Source organism: Corallococcus sp. AS-1-12, from assembly GCF_020036995.1.
In the GTDB taxonomy this organism is placed as follows: domain Bacteria; phylum Myxococcota; class Myxococcia; order Myxococcales; family Myxococcaceae; genus Corallococcus.
The window spans coordinates 42579-64414 of record NZ_JAIQDD010000032.1; the positions used below are offsets into that span (position 1 = coordinate 42579).

Sequence of the window (21836 nt, forward strand, 5' to 3'; positions counted from 1 at the left end):
GTGGCTCTCTCCAGGGCAGGACCGCTGTCCCGCGCGATTAACACCGCCGCGCCACCGCGGCAGGACAGAGTGAAGGACCCGGCGTTAGTGTCACGTCGTGAGCACCCCTGGAATCATCAAGGCCCTCTTCCTGGCCCAGGAGCGCGGCACCCCCATGCGCCGGGTCCCGGAGGCGCGCGCCGTGGAGCAGCACGGCTTCGAAGGAGACCGCCACCAGCGCAGGCCGGTGGGCCACAAGCGCCAGCTCCTGCTCCTGGACGAAGCGCAGCGCGCGGCGCTGGACGTGCCCGAGGGCGCGCTCAAGGAGAACGTACTGGTGGAAGGGCTTGCCCTGGACGCGCTGCCCCCGGGACAGCGGCTGGCGCTGGGGGGCGAGGTGGTGGTGGAGCTGACCGAGCCCTGCGTGCCCTGCTGGAAGCTGGACGCCCTGCGCCCTGGCCTCTTGAAGGATGGCTGGGGCCGCAGGGGTCAGCTCGCGCGGGTGCTGAAGGCAGGCACCGTGCATGAAGGTGACACGGTACGCCTGCTGGACGTGAACCCGGACGCACCGCGCATCATCCGGCCGAAGCTGCCCTGAACCGTCACCGGAAGCCAACGGCCGACCGTGCCCGGCATGTGGAGGCAGCAAGACAGGCCCGTGCAACGCCGCCTGCCCTGAACCCGATGAAAACAAGCATTGCTTGAATTATTCAAATCGCGCCTGCCTGGGTGACTCCGCCAGGGGGTCCGTGACACACTTTTTCAATCGTTCTCACGGCTCCTGGGGCGCCTGCATGTCCATTCAATGGCTGGGTTTGGCGCTGGCGGCCTGGGGGCAGTTGCCTCCGGACGGCGCCGCGCAGCTCCGGAAGGTGGACCGGGTGATGCCCCACCTGCGGCGCCTGGCGGAAGACCCGGAGGTGGTGCGCGCCCTGCGCGCCCAGAACGCGCGCCGCACGCCGCTCGCCACCATCCAGCAACTGGACGCGGAATGGCTGGCCACCCCGGCCCTCACGCCGCACAAGCAGCGCGTGCTGGACGGCCCCTGCACGGGCGCGCTCCGCCGCCTGCGGGAGCACCTGGGCCCGGCGCTGGCGGAGGCCTTCGCCATGGATGATCAGGGCGCGCTCGTCTGCGCCAGCCGGCGCACGTCCGACTACTGGCAGGGCGACGAGGACAAGTGGCGCCTCACCTACGCCGGGGGCCGCGGCGGCCCCGCGCTGAAGGAAGCCCCCTTCTTCGACGAGTCCTCCCAAGCCTACGTCATCCAGGTGTCCCTCCCCGTCCGCGACGGCGCCCGGGTGATTGGCGCGCTCACCGTGGGCCTGTCCCTGCTCGACCTGTGACACCGACCGTCCACCCGGGGTCCTCACGCATGCGACTGCTGTCCGGATTGAAGTTGCGGGGCCGCCTCACGCTGTGGATCTGCCTGCTGCTCGTCGCGGCCCTCGTCCCCGCCATCGGGGCCGGGGTCCACACCCTCCGCCGCAACGTGGAGCAGCAGGTGCGCGGCGTCCTCCAGGTGGAGGCGGACAGCCTGCAGGACCTCATCGAATCCTCGCTGCACGAGCGCGAAGCGAACGCCCGCGCGTGGACCGAGGACGCCATCGTGCGCGGCGCGCTCCTCTTCGACACCTACGCCAAGAGCGACGCGGTGCTCGCCTCGCTGAACGGCCGGCACACCAGCTTCGCCGGGCTGGTCCTGTTCACCCCCGACGGGCGCGCCGTCTCCGTGAGCCGGCCGGAGCTGCGCCAGGCCTTCGCCGGCCGCGACCAGGAGGTGCGCGCCGCCCCCTGGTTCCAGGCCGCGCTGGAGGACCGGCTGGACCCCGCCATCCTCACGGACGCCGTCACGAAGAAGGACCCCTTCCTCGACCGCCCCGTGATGCCCCTGGCCCTGCCCGTGCTCAGCCCCATCTCCGGCGCGCGGGTGGGCGTGCTGCTGGCCGCGTATGACTGGGGCCAGTTGGAGACGGTGGTCGCGGGCGCGCTCCAGCGGGCCCAGGACCGGGGCCAGAAGAGCTTCACCCTGGAGCTCCTCACCCCGGGCGGCGCCCGCCTCTTCAGCGCCCGCGCCGAGGGCACGCCCCTCCTCGCGGACCCCGTGCGCGCCGAGGCCCACAACGACGCCACCCACCGCTTCGCCGCGGGCGAGGGCTGGCGCTTCGTGGCGGCGATGGAGGCGGACGAGGCCTTCCTGCCCCTGCGGCGCTTCCTGCAGCTCAGCCTGCTCTCGGGGGCCGCCCTCCTGGGGCTGGCCGTCCTGGCCGCCTGGGCGCTGGCGCGCGGGGTGACGCGGCCCATCGCCACGCTGAGCGAGCTGGTGTCCCGCGTGGTGCGCGAGGGCGACCTCACCCAGAAGGTGGAGGCCCACGGCCACCAGGACGAGGTGGGCGAGCTGGCCTCCGCCTTCTCCCGGATGATGGACCACCTGCGCGAGTCCACCACCAGCCTCCAGCAGGCCACCCGCGTGCTGGGGCAGACGGTCAGCGAGCTGACCGCGGCCACCGAGCAGCAGGAGCGCAACCTCACCCGGCAGGGCACCGCCATCCAGGAGACGCAGGTCACCGCGAGGGAAATCCAGCAGACCTCGCAGCTCGCCGCGGAGCGCTCGCAGGCGGTGCTCGCGCTGGTGGCGCGGGCGCGTGAGGCGGGCGGCTCCGGCCAGCTCGCGCTCGGCGCCAGCCTGGACGGCTTCGAACAACTGCGCGACCACGGCGAGCGCCTGGCCGAGGGCATCTCCTCCCTCAACGAGCGCACGCAGCAGATTGGCGGCATCACCCAGACGGTGAAGGACCTGGCGGACCAGTCCAACATGCTCGCGCTCAACGCGGCCATCGAGGCGGCGCGCTCCGGCGAGCACGGCAAGGGCTTTGGCGTGGTGGCGCGCGAAATCCGGGCCCTGGCGGACCAGTCCATCCAGGCCACCGGCCGGGTGCGTGAAATCCTGGACGCCATCCGCGGCGGCATCCACGACACCGTGGCGCTGTCGGAAGAGGGCCAGCGCCGCTCCGAGGCGGGCCTGGCCCAGGTGCGCGAGAGCGGTCAGAGCCTGCGCGCGCTGACGGACATCATCCAGGACAACGCGTCCGCGGCCCAGCAGATCGCCGCCGCCGTCATCCAGCAGAACGCCGGCATCGCCCAGATTTTCGCCGCCGTCACGGACCTGTCCCGGATGATGGACGACACCCTCCAGGCCATGCACGGCACCCAGCGCATGACGCACGCCCTGCGCGGCGTGGCCGAGCGCATGGAGTCCGTGGCCGGCGTCTGGCGCGTCTGAGGGACGGCGCGCCAGGGGCCCCACCTCCTAGACGCGCTTCTCCCAGCGGGGCGTGTCGTCGTCCACGGGCGCGTTCGCGACCTTGGACACCCAGTCCAGCGTCCCCTGCAGCGGCGCCCGGCCGTACGCCTTCGCCGGGATGAACGCCCAGAGCAGCAGGTAGAGCGCCGCGCTCATCCCCGCGGACGCGAACAGCATCAGCACGAACGCCACCCGCACCAGCGACACGCCCACGCCCAGCTCGCGCGCCAGCGCCGCGCAGACGCCCAGCAGCGCCCGCCCCTCGCCCCGGTGCATCGGCACCGTCCGCGCGCGGCAGTGCGGGCAGCGCAGCGCCTCCCCGGACAGCTCCCTCGAACAAGCCCTGCACTGTGTCGTGACGTCCATGAGGTGACCTCTCCGTCAGGCCCCCGCTTGGCACGATGGGGGTCCCATTCCTACCTACGGAAACCCGCTGTCCCTGATTGCCCTTCCCCTCCGGCGTCGTGATTCCGGGGGGTTATGGCCGGCTGCGTCAGTCGATTTACAGATTTAATCCCGGCGATGTTGACAGCCTTACAGGCAAGCAGCTTCTAATTCACCAAGGCTTCCCTTCCCAAGACGGGAGGGACATCTTTCAGCCCGTTGAGCCGCTTTTACAACGCATCTCGTCAGGAGCCGACATGGACGCGCGCACCTCCCAGAATCCCCCGGCCTTCGGCCCCGGCGTGACCGTGGAGGGCGCCTGGCATCCGGATTACGCGGAGGTGCTGACGCAGGAGGCCATGGCCTTCGTGGCGAAGCTGGTCCGCACTTTCGGTGAACGGCGGGAAGCACTGCTGGAGCGGCGCAAGAAGGTGGCGCAGGCGTGGCGCAAGGGCGAGCGGCCCCACTTCCTCCCGGAGACGGCGGACCTGCGCAAGGGCGACTGGACCGTGTCCCCGGTGCCCGCGGACCTGCAGGACCGGCGCGTGGAGATCACCGGTCCGGTGGACCGCAAGATGATCATCAACGCGCTCAACTCCGGCGCCAGCGTGTTCATGGCGGACTTCGAGGACGCCAACAGCCCCACCTGGGACAACGTGGTGCGCGGCCAGCTCAACCTGCGGGACGCCGTGCGCAAGACCATCTCCTTCACGGCGGAGAACGGGAAGCACTACGCGCTGAATGAGAAGCACGCGGTGCTCTTCGTGCGCCCGCGCGGCTGGCACCTGCCGGAGCGCCACGTGCGCATCGACGGCAAGCCCATCTCCGGCGCCCTCTTCGACTTCGGCCTGTTCTTCTTCCACAACGCGCGCGAGCAACTGAAGCGCGGCACGGGCCCCTACTTCTACCTGCCCAAGATGCAGAGCCACCTGGAGGCCCGGCTGTGGAACGACGTGTTCCACCTGGCCCAGAGCGAGCTGGACATCCCGCGCGGCACCATCAAGGCCACGGTCCTCATCGAGACGCTGCCCGCCGCGTTCGAGATGGACGAAATCCTCTACGAGCTGCGCGAGCACTCGGCCGGCCTCAACTGCGGCCGCTGGGACTACATCTTCAGCTTCATCAAGACGCTCCAGTCCGACGCGTCCGTGGTGCTGCCCGACCGCGGGCAGGTGACCATGGACAAGGGCTTCCTCAACGCCTACTCGCAGTTGCTCATCCAGACCTGCCACCGCCGGGGCGCGCACGCCATGGGCGGCATGGCCGCCTTCATCCCCATCAAGGGGGACACCGCCGCCAATGACGCGGTGATGGCCAAGGTCCGCGCCGATAAATTGCGCGAGGCCAGGAACGGCCACGACGGCACCTGGGTGGCGCACCCCGGCCTGGTGCCCGTGGCGAAGGAGATCTTCGACGCGCAGATGAAGGGCCCCAACCAGGTGGCCAACAAGCGCGAGGACGTGCGCATCACGGAAGGCGACCTGCTCCAGGTGCCCTCCGGCACGCGCACGGAGGAGGGCCTGCGCCACAACATCCGCGTGGGCATCCAGTACACCGCCGCGTGGCTGGGCGGCCTGGGCTGCGTGCCGCTCTACAACCTGATGGAGGACGCGGCCACGGCGGAGATCTCCCGCGCCCAGGTGTGGCAGTGGATCCACCACGAGGCCACGCTGGAGGACGGCCGCAAGGTGACGCCGGAGCTGTTCCGCACGCTGCTCGCGGAGGAGATGGCGCGCATGGACCGCGAGGGCGCCACCGAGCGCTACGGCCAGGCGCACATGGAGAAGTCCCGCGCCCTCTTCGAGCAGCTCTCCACCGCGCCCGCCTTCGAGGACTTCCTCACGCTGCCGGCCTACGAGGCCCTCGACCCGCGGTCCTGACGCTTCTCAACCGTTTCAACGAAGTCTTTTCAACCCTTCACCAGAAGCCCGAGGAGTCCTGGCATGTACGACGCGACGCCGACCACTTCCGATGCCTCCCCTCACGCGAAGCTCCACGCCCAGCGCTTCGAGGGAATCAAGCGCAACTACACGGAGAAGGACGTGGAGAAGCTGCGCGGCTCCATCCGCGTGAGCTACACGCTGGCGGAGCTGGGCGCCCGCCGCCTCTGGGAGCTGCTCCACACGGAGGACTACATCAACGCGCTGGGCGCCCTCACCGGCAACCAGGCCGTGCAGATGGTGCGCGCGGGCCTCAAGGCCATCTACCTGTCCGGCTGGCAGGTCGCCGCGGACGCGAACAACGCCGGCCAGATGTACCCGGACCAGAGCCTCTACCCGGCGGACTCCGTCCCCTCCGTGGTGAAGAAGATCAACAACGCCCTGCGCCGCGCCGACCAGATCGACCACGCCGAGGGGCGCAAGGACCGCTACTGGTTCGCCCCCATCATCGCGGACGCGGAGGCCGGCTTCGGCGGTCCGCTCAACGCCTATGAGCTGATGAAGGGCATGATTGAAGCGGGCGCCGCGGGCGTCCACTTCGAGGACCAGTTGGCCAGCGAGAAGAAGTGCGGCCACATGGGCGGCAAGGTGCTGGTGCCCACCAGCCACTTCGTGCGCACGCTGACCGCGGCGCGCCTGGCGGCGGACGTGATGGGCGTGCCCACGCTGCTCGTGGCCCGCACGGACGCGGACAGCGCCAAGCTGCTGATGAGCGACGCGGACGAGTACGACCACGCCTTCATCGACAAGGCGGCGGGCCGCACGGGCGAGGGCTTCTACCGCATCAAGGGCGGCCTGGAGTGCGCCATCGCGCGCGGCCTGGCCTACGCCCCGTACGCGGACCTGGTGTGGTGCGAGACCAGCACGCCGGACCTGGCGCAGGCCAAGGCCTTCGCCGAGGGCATCCGCAAGCAGTTCCCCAACAAGATGCTCGCGTACAACTGCTCGCCGTCCTTCAACTGGAAGAAGAACCTGGACGACAGCACCATCGCCAGGTTCCAGCGTGAGCTGGGCGCCATGGGCTACAAGTTCCAGTTCGTCACCCTGGCGGGCTTCCACGCGCTGAACTTCTCCATGTACGAGCTGGCCCGTCAGTACAAGGACCGCGGCATGGCGGCCTACAGCGAGATGCAGCAGTCGGAGTTCGGCGCGGAGAAGCACGGCTACACCGCCACGCGCCACCAGCGCGAGGTGGGCACCGGCTACTTCGACCAGGTCGCCGAGGTCATCTCCGGCGGCAGCGCCAGCACCCTGGCCCTGCACGAGTCCACCGAGGCCCACCAGTTCTAGGCCCGGCGGATCATCCCTGCGCCTGAAGAGGCGCTGAAGGCCGCGGCGTCCCGGGGAAATTCCCTGGGATTTCGCGGCCTTCGCCGTTCGTTGGGCGAATCAGGCAACTTCCCCGGCGCCGGGGCGATAATGCAGGGAACGAACTTGAAGCCCCACAGGCACGCCTCCGGGCGCGCCTCGCAGACCGGGGCCTTTTGACGGGAGCCGCCATGAACCGCATCACGTCTCTCTCCGGTCCTCGGGTGCAGCCGGCCGCGACGAACACCGCCTCCTCCGTGTCGGGCAGCCGCTTCGGCTCGCTGCTGTCGGGCGCGGCCGCGCAGCCGAAGATGGGCGCGCAGTTGACGGGCGGGTCGGTGGTGTCGTCGGCGCTGGCGCAGATGGGGGCCACGCCGCACGGCGGGCTGGTGAACGCCTACACCGCGGGCGCCACCTCCACGCCCATCAACGTCTCGGGCAACCAGGCCCAGCCGCAGCAGGCCGCGGGCTCGCAGACGGGCGCGGAGCCCAAGAGCGAGGAGCTGCAGGCCATCGAGGACCTGGCCATCATGTCGTCGGTGTCCATGTCCCAGTCCATCCTGCACATGGGCGGCATGAAGCTGGACCTGGAGCGCGAGTAGTCCCCGCGCCCCAGGCCGTCCTTCACGGCATTGGATTCACGTGAGCCCTGGGGGAGACCTCAGGGCTTTTTCTTGTCGCTGTCGTCGCTGTACTGGTCGCGGATGCCCGCGTGCCGGTGCCGCGTGTCGTTCCAGGGCTGATCCACGTCGGTGCGCTGCCCGCCGTTCTGCCCGGTGACGTCGTTGAGCTCCTCGGGGCGGCCTTCGGCGGGCACCGTGTCGCCGTGCTCGTCCGGGTCCTTCTGCTTGCTGGGGTCCAGCGGGATGCCGGCGCTCTTCTTGAGGTATTCGTCCTTGGGGTCCATGCCGTCATTCCTCCCTTGAGCCCTCAAGGTGGTGACGGAGTGCCGGACCGGGAGCGGCCGGGCGGCCAGGGGGGCGGCTCCTCAGTTGAGGTACTTCGGCCTCGCCGGAGCCGTGGCGGCGTCCGGGGGCTGGGCCTTCATCATCTCCAGGCCCTGGCGGGTGAGCACGAAGCGGACGACGCCGGAGCCGCGCTCGGTTTCAATCTCGGCCTCGAAGGCGGGCCCGGCGATGCCGCCCAGGGACACGTCCTTGCGCAGGTTGTTCACGCGGCCGGAGAGCAGATCGCCGCCCACCTCGCGTGAGCCCTCGCCGCGCGTGTACAGCTCGAAGGCGGCCTCGTGCAGCGTCATGGCCAGCGCCGGGGTGAGGGGCTGGGAGCTGAAGAGCACGGAGATGAGGAGCCAGTAGGGCGTCTGTTCAGCCATCGCTGGAGTGTAACGGGTGCGGCTAGCGGGCGCGCGGCTGTCTGCGGGCGGCGATGGCCTCCGCGAGCACGCCCTGCGCCCTCCAGTGGCCATACAGGCGGCCCTGGGACGCGAGGAAGTCCAGCCGCTGTTGGGTGCGCGCGTCCAGGCGGCCGGGGGCCGCGTCGCGGAACGGCGTGCCGGGCAGCGGCATGAAGGTGTGGCCGTGCACGCGGGCGCCCAAATCGGACAGCCGCTGCATGAGGTCCAGCGTGGCGTCCACGTCCGAGGGCTCCTCCCCGGGCAGGCCCAGGATGAAGTCCACGTTGGGCACGAAGCCGCCCTCCACGGCGAGCCGCGCGGCGCGCACCACGGTCTCCACGTCGTGGCCGCGCCGGGTGGCCTGGAGGATGCGCTCGGAGCCGGACTGGCCTCCGATGATGAGGTTGTCGTTGGCCACGTAGCGCTTGAGCAGGGCCAGGGCCTCCGGCGTGACGTGCTCCGGGCGCACCTCCGAGGGGAAGGTGCCGTAGTAGATGCGCCCCTCCGGGGCCATGGCCTCCGTCACGGCGGCGAGCAGCTCCTCCACGGCGGCCAGGTTCACGGTCTCGTCGGGGGTGCCGTAGGACAGGGACGTGGGGGTGATGAAGCGCAGGTCGCGCCGGCCCGCGCGGCGCAGCTCGCGGGCCCAGCGGGCGATGTTGGCGACGGTGCGGTGCCGGAAGCGCGCCTTGGACATGAAGGGCGTCTGGCAGAAACGGCAGGCGTAGATGCAGCCGCGGGTGATTTCGATGGCGCCGAACTTCACGTGCTTCGCGGCGAACGGGGGGAAGTCGTCCAGGCGCACGCCCTCGCCGTGGCCGTGCTGCACGAGCTTGCCGTCCTTGAGGTGCGCGGTGCCGTGCGTGGCGCGGGGGTCCTCGCCCTGGAGGACGCGGGCCAGGAGGGCGCGCAGGGTGTGCTCGCCCTCGCCCACGGCGACCAGGTCGAAGCCGGCCTGGAGCGTCTGGAGCGTCTCGGCGGTGGCGTGCACGCCGCCCGCGATGCAGAGGACGTCGCGGCCCTCCAGCCGCTCGCGCACCCAGCCCAGCTCCTCCACGGAGGGGCCGAAGCTGGCGGAGTAGAAGGACCACGCGGCGACGACGGTGTCGCCCGCGTCCGCGCGCTCGCGCACGGTGGCCAGCAGGTCTTCGCGGTTGCGCGGGAAGTGCAGCGACACGTCCGCGAGCGCGGGGTCCGCCTCCACGGCGCCGGCGAGCACGGTGAAGGCGTACTTGCCGGGGTACTGGTAGCTCAGGACGAGCGAGACCTTGCGAGGCGTCTGCGACATGACGGCCGGGGATGATGCCACAGCGCGGTCAGAGGAAGCGGCGCTCCCACTGGCGGACCTCGGCTTCGGTGAAGTCGCCCCAGGAGCCCTTGTGCGCGTAGAGCCACGGTTCCAGAACGCGGGCCAGCTCGCGATACGCGGGCAGTGTGTCACCAGCCTCGAGGTCCCCCGCTTCGGGAACAGGGCCCAGGGACACCACGGCGCGTTCTGGCGACAGGGCTTCGACCCGGGTTGAAGGCGAGTGCAACCGGGAGCGAAGTGCCTCCGCGCCCCCCAGTTCGTGAAGCACGGGCGGCCCCAGGAACGTGAGCCACGCGGGGGGACGGAGCTTCGTGCCCAGGTACGACGCCAGTGCGCCAAGCCCTGGCCCTGGCAGATCGAAACCCGGATGCCGGGCACTCCGGTCCCGGAGAATGGGAGTGGTGTGGTGCCCCCAACTCCACGCCTCCAACGCGGGCCCGGCGTGCCCGGAGCTGAAGGGAAGTCCCCTTCCCAGCTCGACGATCAACGAACGAACAGCTTCATTCCCCCGCGTCTCAAGAAATCCGGTGGGCAGCCAGAACTCCACCGCGCACATGGGCTGCGGGAAGTCCCGAGCGAACAGGGCTGGGATGGTGGAGTGCCCGACATACGAGAACCTGATACCCGTCACTGAATCAGGACGCCCGCGCGCTTCGATACTGGCCCCACGAGGGTCCATCAATTTCCGCTGGAGGAACCCGGGTTCCTCTTCGGCCAGCGCCCACCAGTACCCGTCGTAGTCCAAGTACCAGCCGAGTGATTCCAGCTCCAGGGCATGGAGGTAACGGTCCAGGGCCTGTGTGACCGCGCCCATCACTTCTTCATGAAAGCCCGGCATGTAGAACACAACACGCAGGCCCTCCCGGAGAATGGTGACCTCCTCCCCTTCGATGTTCAGCGTGGTTTGAACGCGGGGAAACCGTACAGCCATCACTGGACTCCGAGGTTGGGAGAGACCGTCTTGGGAGTCAGCCCTTCGCCGAGCAAGCGCCGATAGACGGTGCCTTGATCCAGGTTCTCAAAGACGTGTCCGGGAGGATAGCGGCCCCATGAGGGGTCATTTGTCACCGGACACGGGAACTTGAAGTCGTAGACCCGCTGAACTTCAAGCGGGTTCCCCAAGGCGTGCAGTACCACATCCGGCGCGATGCTCCCCGTGAGCAGGTGGAGCAGGCCGTCCCGCAGCCATTGCGCCACCTCCTCCGGCGCCAACCACCGCGTCCGCCCGGTCTTCGTGTCCCGCAGGTAGCGGGGCTCCAGGCTGAACCGTCCTTCATCCGTGACGCCCAGCGCGCGCTGCACGCACTCCAGCGCGGCGGCGTGCTTCGCTTCCCCCAACTGCATCGCCCGGGTGATTTCCCTGCCGTTCGCGTCCACCACCTTCTCCCGGCACACCGCGGGAGAGGTCCTCCCTCCTGGACCCAGCAGCCGCTCGTTCACCTCCAGGTTCGCCCGCTTCGCGCACTCCACCAGCACGCGCTCCACGCGGGCCACCTCCGCCGCATCCCACAGGCGCATCACCGCAGCGGACTGACCTGCCCGGGCCGCCGCCCTGGACAGCCACGGCAGGATGGCGTCCTGCCCCACCTGAGACGCACACGCCGGATTGCGCAGGCACCCCGCGGTCGCGGAGTCCATTGTCGCCTGGGAATAGCTTCGCGGCGCTCGCACCTCCGGGCCCGCGCACGCGGTCCACAGCAGGAGGCAGCACAGCCATCGGGGAGGAGTCATGCCGCGCCTCCTCGCATGGAGGCGCGGACTCCTTCAACCCACCTCCCGCCCCGGACACACCGGAGCGGGAGGGACCTTCATCCGCCCGTGCCTCAGCTCCGGCGACGGCGCGCCCGCGCCAGCCCCAGCAGGCCCAGCAGCGAGAACGCGGCCAGCGAACCACCGCTCGCGGAGCAACCGCCCTGGAAGTTGGCGTCGCCCCCGCTCTCGTCCAGCGGAGCCGGCTTCACGCCCGTGTTCGTCCCCGCGTCCACGGGCGTGCCCGCGTCCACCACCGGCTCCGGGCCCGGGTCCACCGGGGAGCCCGCGTCCACCACCGGCTCCGGATCCACCGGGCTGCCCGCGTCCACCACCGGCTCCGGGTCCTTCGGCGTGCCCGCGTCCACCGGCGTGCCCGCGTCCACCACCGGCTCCGGATCCGGCTTCACCACCGGGAACACGTCCTCGCGCTTCGTCGCCTGGATCATTCCGTCGTGGTAGACGACGCCCACCGGCTTGACGGTGTCCGCCCGGTACAGGCCCAGCTTCAGGTAGTTGTTCTGCCCGGAGAACATCGTCTTGGCATACGTCTTCTTCAGCACCTGCGTGCCGTTGAGCCACAGCTCCACGTAGCCCACGGACGCGTCCGGGGACCACTTCACGTGGAAGATGAACTCCTGCCACGCGCCGCGCTTGAGCGCCGTGCTCCACACCGTGCCGCTGTCGTTCAACGTCAGGCGGATGAGCTCCCCCTTCACGAAGAACTCCACCGGCGGCGACCCGCAGCACCCGTCGTGGTGCCACTGCGTGAAGAGCTGCCACGCGTCCACGCTGGGGAAGTCGTTCGCGAACATCACCTTCCAGCGGTACCAGTACTCCGACCCCACCTTCTCGTTGCTCAGGTAGACCAGCTCGTTGCGGTTGCCGCTGGAGTTGATGGGGTCATCGCCCTGCTTCACCGTGGCCTTGAGGGCGTACTTCCCCTCCGCCACCGGGCTCGTCACCACCTGGAGCCGGTCCGAGCTCACCATCTGTTCCGTGCTGTACTGGGAACGGTTTCCCGTCTCGAAATCGCCCCGCCAGACGATTTCCGCCGCAGCGAGGCTCGGGAGCAGACAGGCCACGAGCCAGAGGTGCAGTGCTTTCAATGCTGATTCCTTGGGGAGGGGGAAGTGCCGAAGCTTTGACGGCAAAGCTTTGACAGACACTACCCCAACTCATTCCCTCACTTCATTCCCCCGCCAAACCATTCCCAGACGCCTGACAACACAGCATGCAACCAGGCAGGCCCTCTCCTGGATTGACACATGTTTCACGATGGGAACGGCCTGCCCGTACCCACCGAGCGGACGGCGGAGCGATGTCCTGAACGCAACGCGTCATTGACAAGGGAGCATCCGGGGGGCTGACGGGACGGGGGCGTGGTGTAAGGTCACGGGCCCTTCCGGCGCTCCCTTCCCGGGGCGCCCTTCCGTGTGCCCCATGCTCGTGCTGCGAGACGTCCAGAAAACCGATTTGCCCGGCCTGAAGCGTCTTGCCGCGGTGCTGAACACGGTCAACCTGCCGAACAACGAGGAGACGCTCGAGGCCATCATCGACAAGTCGGTGAAGAGCTTCGCCGGCAAGGTGAAGGACCCGTTCGAGCGCGAGTACCTCTTCGTGCTGGAGGACGTGCGCAACAACCTCATCATCGGCACGTCGATGATCATCGCCCAGCACGGAACATACGACGCGCCGCACATCTACTATGAGGTGAGCGAGCGCGAGCACTACTCCGCCTCGCTGGAGCGGCACCTGCGGCACAAGGTGCTGTCCATCGCGTACAACTACGAGGGCCCCACGGAGATTGGCGGCCTGGTGGTGGACCCGCCCTACCGCGCGACGCCGGACAAGCCCGGCAAGCAGTTGTCCTTCGTGCGCTTCCTCTTCATCGCCATGCACCGGCGGCTGTTCCGGCCGCGCGTGCTGGCGGAGCTGCTGCCGCCGCTGCTCCCGGACGGGCGCAGCCTGCTGTGGGAGGCCTGCGGGAAGAAGTTCACCGGCCTCACCTACCTGGAGGCCGACCGGCTCAGCCGCCAGAACAAGGAGTTCATCAAGGAGCTGTTCCCCTCGTCGGACATCTACGCGTCGCTGTTCCCGGACCGCGTGCAGAAGGTGCTGGGCGAGGTGGGCCCGGCCACGCGCGGCGTGCAGCGGATGCTGGAGCGGGTGGGCTTCCGGTACGTGGAGCGCATCGACCCGTTCGACGGCGGCCCGCACTTCGAGGCGGACACGGCGGACATCTCCCTGGTGCGCCGCTACCGCACGGTGAAGCTGGCGGAGGAGGACTTCGAGCTGGAGGGAGACGACGTGCTGGTCGCCGCCGAGCGCGAGTCCGGCCGCAACCGCTTCCGCTCCGTGCGCTGCCAGGCCCGGCTGGACAACACCGTCATCCACCTGCCCGCCCGCGCGAAGGAAATCCTGGAAGTGAAGCCCGGCGCGAAGCTGTCCGTCATTCCGTTCGAGTAGCGCGCACCACGCGCCAGTCCCCGCGCAGGAGCGCCAGCCAGCGCTCCCCGGCCTCCAGCGCGGGGCCCTCCGGCGGCACCAGCGCCAGCGCCAGGTGCGTGTCCGGGCGCACGGGGTCCAGGGACGTGGGGTCCAGCTCCAGCGTCCCGCCACCGCGCAGCGCCACCCGCACCCAGGCGTGCGGCCGGGCGGGGCCGCCGTCCACCACCAGCAGCCCGTGCACCAGCCCCACCCGCTGGCCCCGCTGGCGGGCCAGGGCCGCGTAGCGCAGCGCGTGCGCCAGACAGCCTCCGGCCTCGCCCTCGCCGCCCGCGCGCCAGTCCGCCGCCGAGGGCCCCTTGTCCGGGAAGGCCGCGTGCACCTTCGCGGACAGGGCCCGGGCCTCGGCCGGCGTCCACTCCGTCATCTCCGGGAGCCGGGCGGGGACCGTGCCGCCGGGAACGAGCCTCAGCGCGCCCTCCGTGCCGCCCTCCACGGGCACCCCTTGCGCGAAGAGCTCCGGTGGCGCTCGCAGCCGCTCCCCGGGAGCCGCCAGGGTGAAGCGGGAGTCGCCCACCTCCAGCGCCTGAAGCAGGCCCTGGTCGTCGTAGCGGGCGCGGAAGCGGGCGCCCAGCATCGTGCCCTCCGCGCTCGTGGGGCCTCTGGCCGTGACGCAGTGGGGGCCCTCCTGGCCGGACAGCTCCTCGCGGCCCTTCACGCAGCCCTCGGGGGGCGGGCCCCGCCACAGCCACAGCGCCTGGGGCACCGCGTCCGCGCCCGTCACGCGCCCCGCCGCGTCCACCCGCAGGGCCACCTCTCTCACGCGCTCGCCCGCGTGGCCGTCACGCACGTGCAGGTGGCGGCTGGTGTACGTGAACCGCCCGGCGTCCAGCGACAGCCCCACCGTCCCCACCGGCACGCCCCGCCAGGAGAACACGTACCGCGCCGACCTTCCGGCCTCGGCGCCCGTGCTGGCGGGGTTTGCGGGGAGCGCCAGCATGGCGATGGCGAGCAGGGCCTTCATGTCTCATGAAGCATGCGTCGAAATCAGGACCGGCGCGAGAAGGCGGGTTAGCGTCCACCCCGTCCATGGGCGCCAAACGGTACCTCTTCTCGTTCGGGTTGGTGGCGGCCCTGGTCTCCGCCCTCATCCTGGGCTTCGTGTTGTTCTGGGTGACGGGCAAGCCGGATGACACGGCCGGGTGGATGGTGCTGCTGCTCGGCGTGCCGTTCCTCTGGCTCATCGGCAGCTACCTGTCGTGGTTCCGCTTCGCGGCCATGCGGCGGCGCGAGCGGCGCGACCTGATGTCCCGGCTGGCGGAAGGCGACCTCACCACGCCCATCCACACCGGCTTCGAGGGCCAGGAGGACCTGCGCCGCCTCATCCTGTCCCTGCGCCGGGCCATGTCCCAGGTGCAGCGCGTGACGAGCAACCTGCACCGCACCGGCAACGGCGTGAGCGAGCAGGCCCGCATGCTGCTGGAGGCCGCGCGCCGTCAGGGCGGCGCCGTGGAGCGCACGCTCAGCGCCGTGGGCGGCAACGGCACCAGCCTCCAGGTGGCCATCAAGCGCGTGCAGCACATCGAGACCTTCGCGCATGAAACAACGGGCGCCCTCCTGGAGATGACCGAGCGGCTGCACCAGGTGGTGGACGGCCTGGAGACCGTCAACGACTTCAGCCAGCGCACCAGCGGCCTCACCCAGGCGATGACGGAGCGGCTGAGCCACATCGCCGCGTCGGGCGACGAGCTGGGACGCTTCGCCTCCGAGGCGGAGGACTTCGTCGCGCTGGTGGAGGGCGGCATCTTCGCCGTGCGCCGCCGCGCCATGGAGACCAACAGCATGGCCGTCGCCGTCACCGCCACCGCCCAGCGCGGCGAGTCGCTGGTGAGCGACAGCGTGCAGGGCATGTACCGGGTGGAGGAGACGGTGCGCAAGGCGGCCGAGCTGATGGAGATGCTCGGCACGCGGTCGCTGGAGATTGGCCGCATCGTGGACGTCATCCAGGAGATCGCCGACCAGACGAACCTGCTGGCCCTCAACGCCGCCATCATCGCCGCCCAGGCGGGCGAGCACGGCCGCCCCTTCGGCGTGGTGGCGAATGAAATCCGCAGCCTCGCGGAGCGCACCACGCGCTCCACGCGCGAGATTGGCACCATGGTGACGGGCATCCGCGACGCGGTGGAGACCGCCGTGGCGCTGGTGCAGGAGGGCCGCGAGCAGGCCACCGCGGGCGTGGCCCTGGGCGACCGCGCCTCCGAGGCCCTGAGCGAGATCCGCACCATCACCCAGCGCACCTTCGCCGCCGTGGAGGCCACGGTGATGGAGACGCAGCAACTGGAGGCGCAGGGCGCCACCGTCGTGGAGGCCAGCAAGCGCGTGGCCCGGCGCGTGGAGGACATCACGCGCATGGCCATCGAGCAGTCCGGCAACGCTCGGGACCTGGTGCGCCAGATCCAGGAGATGTCGCGCGTGGGCCAGAGCGCCGGCCAGAAGGCCGAGGCCCAGGCGAGGACCGGCCGCGACCTGTCCGAGGCGGTGATGCGCCTGAGCGCGGCCATCGAGGAGTTGCGCTCCGCGCACCAGGTGCTCACCCGGGGCGACGCGTCCATCCGCGAGGAGATCGCGCAGGTGCGCGAGGACGCGCGCCGGGTCATCCGCATTGGCGACGGGCTGGACCGCACGGTGGACCAGTTGGGCCACGAGACGGCGAGCCTGGAGGCGGAGGTGTTCCGCTTCCAACTGCCCCGGGCCCGCGTAGGCGGCACGCTGAGGGTGGGCCTGCATCAGTCGGGCTCGCTGCGCGCGCGGCAGACGGTGGATCCGCTGTTCGCCGTGGAGAACCAGATGACGGAGCTGACGGCGTGCCTCTTCTCCTGCCTCGTGAGGCTGGAGGACGGCATGCTGGTGCCCGACCTGGCCGAGCGCTGGGACGCGGACCCGTCCGCGCGCCGCTACCGCTTCTACCTGCGCCGGGGCGTCACCTTCCACGACGGCGCCCTGCTCACCGCGCAGGACGTGAAGCGCCACCTGGAGCGGCTGATGGACCCGGCGCTGCGCTCGCCGGACCGCAGCCTGCTGGAGGACGTGGAGGGCGCGCGCGAGTACGCCAGCGGCCTTGCGCGCGAGGTGACGGGCATCGAGGTCCTGGACGAGGGCACGCTGGAGATCCGCCTGCGTGAGCCCAAGGCGTTCTTCCTCCAGCTCATGGCGCTGACCGCCACGGCGGTGGCGAAGCTGGACCCGGCGGGGAAGCTGGTGGGCACGGGGCCGTTCCGCGTCGTGGGCATGCAGGCGGACCGGATGGTGCTGGAGCGCAACGCCACCTACTGGCGCGGCGGGCTCCCGCTGCTGGACCGGTTGGAGTTCGTCCTCACGGAGACGCGCCCGCAGGCGGTGCGGCAGTTGCTGGACGGGCAGGTGGACCTCGTGTCGTTCCTGCACGTGGAGCACACGGAGGCGCATGGGCTGGAAGCACACCAGGTGGTGACCAGCACCACGCCCTCCACGGCGTTCCTGGGCCTCAACCTCAACGAGGCGCCGTACAACGACGTGCGCGTGCGGCGGGCGCTGCGCGCGGGCATGGACATCCCGGGCGTGGTGGAGCAGTTCCACCCGGGCGCGCGCGTGGCCCGCACCTTCACGCCGCCGGAGCTGCTGGACGGGGCCCAGGAGCTGGGGCCCACGCCGGTGCCGGACCTGACGCTGGCGGAGCGGCTGTTGCGAGAGGCGGGCGTGCGGCGGTTGCAGCTCACCCTGCACCACGCGGTGGGCCGCGACACGTCCGCCGAGGACGCGGTGCTCTTCCGGCCGCTGATCCAGGCGGGGCTCCTGGAGCTGCGGCATGAGCAGATGCCACCGGAGGAGTACCTGATGCGCCTGCGCGAGGGGAAGGTCCCGGCGTTCCGCACGCTGTGGCTGGCGGACTTCCCGGACCCCGACGCGTTCCTGCACTTCCTGCTCAACTCCAGCGCGCAGACGGTGTACCCGCTGGGCTACCGCAACCCGGAGCTGGACCGCCTCACCGCCGAGGCGCGCGTGTCCATCGATCCGGAGCTGCGCTCGCAGCTCTACAAGCGCGCGGAGCTGCTGGCGCGCGAGGACTGCCCGCTCATCCCGCTGTACCACGACCGCACGCGCGCGGTCGCGGTCGCCTCCGTGCAGAACCTGCGGCTGCACCAGACGCCGCCGCAGGTGCGCTTCGAGGACCTTTGGGTAGACCCCGCCGCGGGCGGCTGAACGGATCACCCCGGCCACCTTCTTCGCAATCGCCCTCACCCACTCCATCTCCCGCCACCCTCCCCGCCCAAGCCTCGGCCATCCAACCAGAGGGGTCTGACATGGCCCTGGAGCCCCGCCCGCCGGAGGCGAAGCGCTGAAACCTGTCCGACAGTCGGACAGGTTTTCAGGGACCGGGCCCGGCACGGCTCCTCCGGACTCATCGAGGAGGTGCGCTGGCGCGGAGGGACCTGGGCTTGAGGCCCACGAACCTGTCCGACTGTCGGACAGGTTCTGGCGGCCGGCCTGCCCGGCGGGGCTGTTGGTCATGCGCCCCTCGCGTCCGCTCAAGCACCTCGTCGCGGCCGTCGTGCGCTCCGCGAGATGACTTCAGGAACCTCCGGTGGCCTGTCTACGGCACGGTGCGGCGTGTGCCCGCGGGACTGGCGTTGCGCTGGGGCCAGCCGCGGGATTCGGCGCGGCTTCCGACGGGATAGGCCTCCAGGCGCCAGACGCCGTCGCGGCGCAGCGCCACGTGCAGCAGGTCGCCCGCGAACACCGCGCCCGCGACCTCCACCCGGCCCGGCAGGGCGCACTGGTTGAGCTTGTTGCCGAAGGCGATCCATTCGAGCCACGCCTGGCGCTGACCGTTCGGCAGCTCCGCGTCCGCGAGCACTCCCACGGTGTTCTGCTCCAGTAACGCGGCTTCGTGGAAGGCACCGGGGAGCAGCGGTGAGGGCAGCACGTCCACCTCCGAGAGGAGCTGGCCGTCGTCCGAACTGAACGAGCGCAGCACGGTGCGCAGCTCCGCGCCGGTGCACGGGGTGCCGTCCGTGTGGTCGCACGCGGACGCGAACACATGACCGACCTTGCCTCCGGGGGACATGAGCACGGGCTCGGCCAGGGGCGACAGCGTGCGTGTGCCCGCGTCCCAGTCCAGCGCGGTGAGCGTTCCTCCATCCGTGTCCACGAAGGCCTGTGCCCCCACGAGCAGCCGTCCCGACGCGAGCGCCAGTGATGGCGCACCGCCTGGGACACCGGCATCAATCGGTTCGAGGCTCAGCGATGCGATGCCTGCATCCCCGAGTGCGACCGCACTGGATGAGAATCCAAGCCCAGTGCCCGAGCCACCGGGCCATGTCGACACCGCGGCCCGTGCGACGCGGGGCGCCGCGTACACGGGGCCCGACACCTCCGCGGAGTACGGCCCGACCGAAGACATGAAGCCCGCGCCTGAAATCCCGCCGTCCGTGACCGGTTCAGCCGGTGCCCATGCAGTGAAGGCCAGCCGCCCATCCCACGGCGTGTAGAGGTACGCGCCGCGCGCGTCGTCCACCGCGAGCCTCGCCGCTCCGCCGCCGTCCTCCTCCGGTCCCATCGCCAGCGGCACGCCCTCGTCCGCGCTCAGCAACACCAGCCGGGAACGCAGCAGCTCCGTGCCCGCGTCTTCGCTCCACGTGACGTACGTCAGCACGTCCCCGTCCTTCGTGAGCGCCACCCGGCCCGCTCCCGTTGTTCCGGGCACGCCCTCCGGCGTTCCTCCATCCAGCGCCGCATCTGCGAATGCCCGCGACGTGCGCCAGCCCAGCTCGCCCGCGCCCGTTGTTCCGGGCACGCCCTTCGGTGTTTCTCCATCCGGCGCCGCACCGGCGAACGCCCGTGACGTGCGCCAGCCCAGCTCGCCCGCGCCCGTTGCTTCGCGCACGCCCTCCGGTGTTTCTTCATCCAGCGCCGCATTTGCGAACGCCCGCGACGTGCGCCAGCCCAGCTCGCCCGCGCCCGTTGCTCTGCGCACGCCCTCCGGTGCTCCTCCATTCAGCGCCGCATTGGCGAACGCCCGCGACGTGCGCCAGCCCAGTTCGCCAGCGCCCGTTGTTCCGGGCATGGCCTCCTGCGTTTCTCCATCCAGCGCCGCATCAGCGAACGCCAGCGACGTGCGCCAGCGAAGCTCGCCCGCGCCTCGCGGCGCGTACGCCTCCAGCGCTTCCGGCGCGAGCACCACCACTCCCGCGTCCGATGCCGCTAGCAGCGTCCTCGCGCCTCCGTCCCCGTAGGGCGATTCGTAGCGCAGCAGTCCGCTCTCCGTGTACGCGGCGAGCCAGCAGCCCCCGTCCTCACCGCACACCGACGCGTAGACCGTCCCGTCATCCACCAGCAGCACCGGCCCGCCGTCCTCCGCGATGGGCGTCCCGCCCAGCTCCGCGCTGAATTCGGACTCCAGGTCTCCCGCGTCCGGGCGCATGCACTCGCCCGCGCTGCACTTGCCTTCACCCTGGCAGGGCGTGGCCGGCGCGCAGACGAAGCCGTCCGGCGGCGTCACCGTCCGACACGTGCCGCTGAAACAGACCCGCGCCGCCTTGCAGCTCACCGCGCCGCAGGGGCTGAAGTCCGCCACGTCCACCTCCTGGCAACCCGAGTTGCGGTCGCACACGCCCACCTTGCAGGGGTCGCTCGACGCCGGGCACGCGACGCTCGCCGTCACGCAACCCTGCGTCGGTGAACAACTGTCCACCGTGCACGGGTTGTCGTCATCGCACGTGCGCGGCTGCCCCACGCAGACGCCCGCCTGGCAGCGGCCGTTCTCCTGGCAACGGCTGCTCGGGATGCACGACGCGCCGTCGTCCAGCGGGGACTCGATGCACTGACCGGAGTCCAGGTCGAAGCGTGAGTCGCGACACTCGCCCTGCGGCACGCATGCCAGCGGACGCACGCCCACTCCGGTGAGCTTCACCTTCGTCGTGGTGCGCCCCGCGGTGAGCACCAGCTCCCCCTCCACCGGCGTGTTGCCCGCGGAGAACAGGATGTCCACCGTGCCCGTGCCGCTGCCGCCCACGACAATCTGGGACACGACGACGAAGAAGGGCGCGTCCGTCACCGCGTCCACCGTGACGCCCGCGCGGCCGGTGGCCACCAACGTCAGCGAGCGGCGCACCTGCGTGCCCTCCAACACCCGGCCGAAGTCCACGACCTCGGCCTGCGGCCGGAAGCTGGCGCTCGCACCGCCCACGTTGGGGTCGTCGCCACAGCGGCACCCTCCCACCAGGACGAGCACCAGGAGCAGCCACCAGCGAGCACGGGCGCGGAACATGCCCCTGACTCAACCGCGCCACCCCGGGCCGGCGCAACGTGCGCCCACCCTGGCGGGTCGTCCCCGCACACTTCCCTGCCCGGCCGGGCCCGCTAGGGTTCCACGGCGGACTCACGCCGCCGCGTCAGCGCCCGCACGCCGAACCCCAGCGCCGCCACCACGAGCAGCCCGATGACCGCGTACTGGTAGCGCGACACCAGCACCGTCAGCCGCTCCAGGTTGCCGCCCACCGCCATGCCCAGCGCCAGGATGAGCCCGCTGTGCGCGAGCGCGGAGATGGCCCCCAGCACCAGCGCGTTGAAGCGCGGCATCCGCGCCGCTCCCGCCGCGATGAAGATGATGCCCCGGATGCCCGGCAGGAACCGGTTCACCAACAGCAGCCACGGCCCCGCGTGCCGCATCCGCGCCTGCACCTGCTCCAGCCGCGCGTGCGTGAGCCCGAAGAAGGAGCGCCCCGGCTGCGCCTCGAAGCGCTTCGCCAGCCACTTGCCCACGGAGTAGTTGATGAACGCGCCCATCACGCTGCCCGCCGTCACCACCGCGAGCACCAGCCACCAGGGCTTCTCCCCGCGCACGGCGTAGACGCCGCCCATGAGCACGATGGTGTCCCCGGGAAACGGCGGCACCACGTACTCCAGCATCGCCGCCACGCCGAGCACCAGGAACCCGAGCGGCCCCAGCGTCCCAATCAGCTTGTCGACGTGCTCGATCCACATCCGCGCGATGACCTCCAGGGCCGGAAGCCCTCGCGCGAG

The 21836-nt window shown here is 70.8% G+C and carries 18 protein-coding genes; 8 read left to right on the forward strand and 10 right to left on the reverse strand.

The window, feature by feature from the left end; translation table 11 throughout:
- Positions 1 to 97 precede the first annotated feature (97 nt).
- The 3 genes from K8556_RS33320 (at position 98) to K8556_RS33330 (ending at position 3262) form a co-directional block, all read left to right on the forward strand.
- Positions 98 to 577 (forward strand): MOSC domain-containing protein, encoded by a 480-nt coding sequence (locus K8556_RS33320; RefSeq protein ID WP_223744149.1) that lies wholly within the window; start codon positions 98 to 100, stop codon positions 575 to 577.
- Positions 578 to 773: 196 nt separating this feature from the next.
- Positions 774 to 1325, forward strand: coding sequence for a PDC sensor domain-containing protein (locus K8556_RS33325; RefSeq protein WP_223744150.1), 552 nt, complete (start codon positions 774 to 776; stop codon positions 1323 to 1325).
- A gap of 29 nt (positions 1326 to 1354) precedes the next feature.
- Entirely contained in the window at positions 1355 to 3262 is a 1908-nt protein-coding gene (locus K8556_RS33330; protein ID WP_223744151.1) for a methyl-accepting chemotaxis protein, read from the forward strand.
- 27 nt (positions 3263 to 3289) lie between these two features.
- Here the strand turns inward: K8556_RS33330 and K8556_RS33335 are convergent, their stop codons facing one another.
- Positions 3290 to 3649 (reverse strand): PspC domain-containing protein, encoded by a 360-nt coding sequence (locus K8556_RS33335; RefSeq protein ID WP_223744152.1) that lies wholly within the window; start codon positions 3647 to 3649, stop codon positions 3290 to 3292.
- A 275-nt stretch (positions 3650 to 3924) separates the two neighbouring features.
- Between K8556_RS33335 and aceB the strand changes: the two genes are divergently transcribed.
- The 3 genes from aceB to K8556_RS33350 all read left to right on the forward strand — a co-directional run bounded on the left by aceB (position 3925) and on the right by K8556_RS33350 (position 7517).
- A complete protein-coding gene (gene aceB / locus K8556_RS33340; protein WP_223744153.1) occupies positions 3925 to 5547 on the forward strand; it encodes a malate synthase A in 1623 nt (540 codons plus the stop codon).
- A 63-nt stretch (positions 5548 to 5610) separates the two neighbouring features.
- Complete coding sequence (gene aceA, locus K8556_RS33345; RefSeq protein ID WP_223744154.1) at positions 5611 to 6897, forward strand: isocitrate lyase; 1287 nt, start codon at positions 5611 to 5613, stop codon at positions 6895 to 6897.
- Positions 6898 to 7106: 209 nt separating this feature from the next.
- Positions 7107 to 7517 (forward strand): hypothetical protein, encoded by a 411-nt coding sequence (locus K8556_RS33350; RefSeq protein WP_223744155.1) that lies wholly within the window; start codon positions 7107 to 7109, stop codon positions 7515 to 7517.
- Between the two features lie 59 nt (positions 7518 to 7576).
- Here the strand turns inward: K8556_RS33350 and K8556_RS33355 are convergent, their stop codons facing one another.
- The 6 genes from K8556_RS33355 to K8556_RS33380 form a co-directional block, all read right to left on the reverse strand.
- Positions 7577 to 7822, reverse strand: a complete 246-nt coding sequence (locus tag K8556_RS33355; RefSeq protein ID WP_223744156.1) for a hypothetical protein — start codon at positions 7820 to 7822, stop codon at positions 7577 to 7579.
- 81 nt (positions 7823 to 7903) lie between these two features.
- Entirely contained in the window at positions 7904 to 8248 is a 345-nt protein-coding gene (locus tag K8556_RS33360; protein WP_223744157.1) for a hypothetical protein, read from the reverse strand.
- Between the two features lie 22 nt (positions 8249 to 8270).
- Positions 8271 to 9557 (reverse strand): TIGR04013 family B12-binding domain/radical SAM domain-containing protein, encoded by a 1287-nt coding sequence (locus K8556_RS33365; protein WP_223744158.1) that lies wholly within the window; start codon positions 9555 to 9557, stop codon positions 8271 to 8273.
- Positions 9558 to 9585: 28 nt separating this feature from the next.
- Positions 9586 to 10509 carry a type VI immunity family protein gene (locus K8556_RS33370; protein ID WP_223744159.1) on the reverse strand — a complete coding sequence of 308 codons (924 nt, stop codon included), beginning with the start codon at positions 10507 to 10509 and terminating at the stop codon, positions 9586 to 9588.
- Positions 10509 to 11309: a hypothetical protein gene (locus tag K8556_RS33375; RefSeq protein WP_223744160.1), complete on the reverse strand. Its 801-nt coding sequence runs from the start codon at positions 11307 to 11309 to the stop codon at positions 10509 to 10511. The genes K8556_RS33370 and K8556_RS33375 overlap by 1 nt, the downstream gene beginning before the upstream one ends.
- A gap of 92 nt (positions 11310 to 11401) precedes the next feature.
- Positions 11402 to 12436 (reverse strand): polysaccharide lyase, encoded by a 1035-nt coding sequence (locus K8556_RS33380; protein ID WP_223744161.1) that lies wholly within the window; start codon positions 12434 to 12436, stop codon positions 11402 to 11404.
- Positions 12437 to 12770: 334 nt separating this feature from the next.
- Here K8556_RS33380 and K8556_RS33385 point away from each other — a divergent pair, with 334 nt between their 5' ends.
- Complete coding sequence (locus K8556_RS33385) at positions 12771 to 13796, forward strand: arginine N-succinyltransferase (RefSeq protein WP_223744162.1); 1026 nt, start codon at positions 12771 to 12773, stop codon at positions 13794 to 13796.
- On the opposite strand, the gene K8556_RS33390 is transcribed toward K8556_RS33385, so the two are convergent.
- Entirely contained in the window at positions 13780 to 14799 is a 1020-nt protein-coding gene (locus K8556_RS33390; RefSeq protein ID WP_223744163.1) for a lasso peptide biosynthesis protein, read from the reverse strand. The two genes, K8556_RS33385 and K8556_RS33390, sit on opposite strands and share 17 nt — an antisense overlap.
- Positions 14800 to 14864: 65 nt before the next feature.
- Here K8556_RS33390 and K8556_RS33395 point away from each other — a divergent pair, with 65 nt between their 5' ends.
- A complete protein-coding gene (locus tag K8556_RS33395) occupies positions 14865 to 18014 on the forward strand; it encodes an ABC transporter substrate-binding protein (RefSeq protein ID WP_223744164.1) in 3150 nt (1049 codons plus the stop codon).
- A gap of 391 nt (positions 18015 to 18405) precedes the next feature.
- Here K8556_RS33395 and K8556_RS33400 read toward each other — a convergent pair whose 3' ends face one another.
- Both K8556_RS33400 and K8556_RS33405 read right to left on the reverse strand, forming a co-directional pair.
- Positions 18406 to 21081: a hypothetical protein gene (locus K8556_RS33400; protein WP_223744165.1), complete on the reverse strand. Its 2676-nt coding sequence runs from the start codon at positions 21079 to 21081 to the stop codon at positions 18406 to 18408.
- A gap of 92 nt (positions 21082 to 21173) precedes the next feature.
- Positions 21174 to 21797, reverse strand: coding sequence for a DedA family protein (locus K8556_RS33405; RefSeq protein ID WP_370640007.1), 624 nt, complete (start codon positions 21795 to 21797; stop codon positions 21174 to 21176).
- Positions 21798 to 21836: the final 39 nt, after the last annotated feature.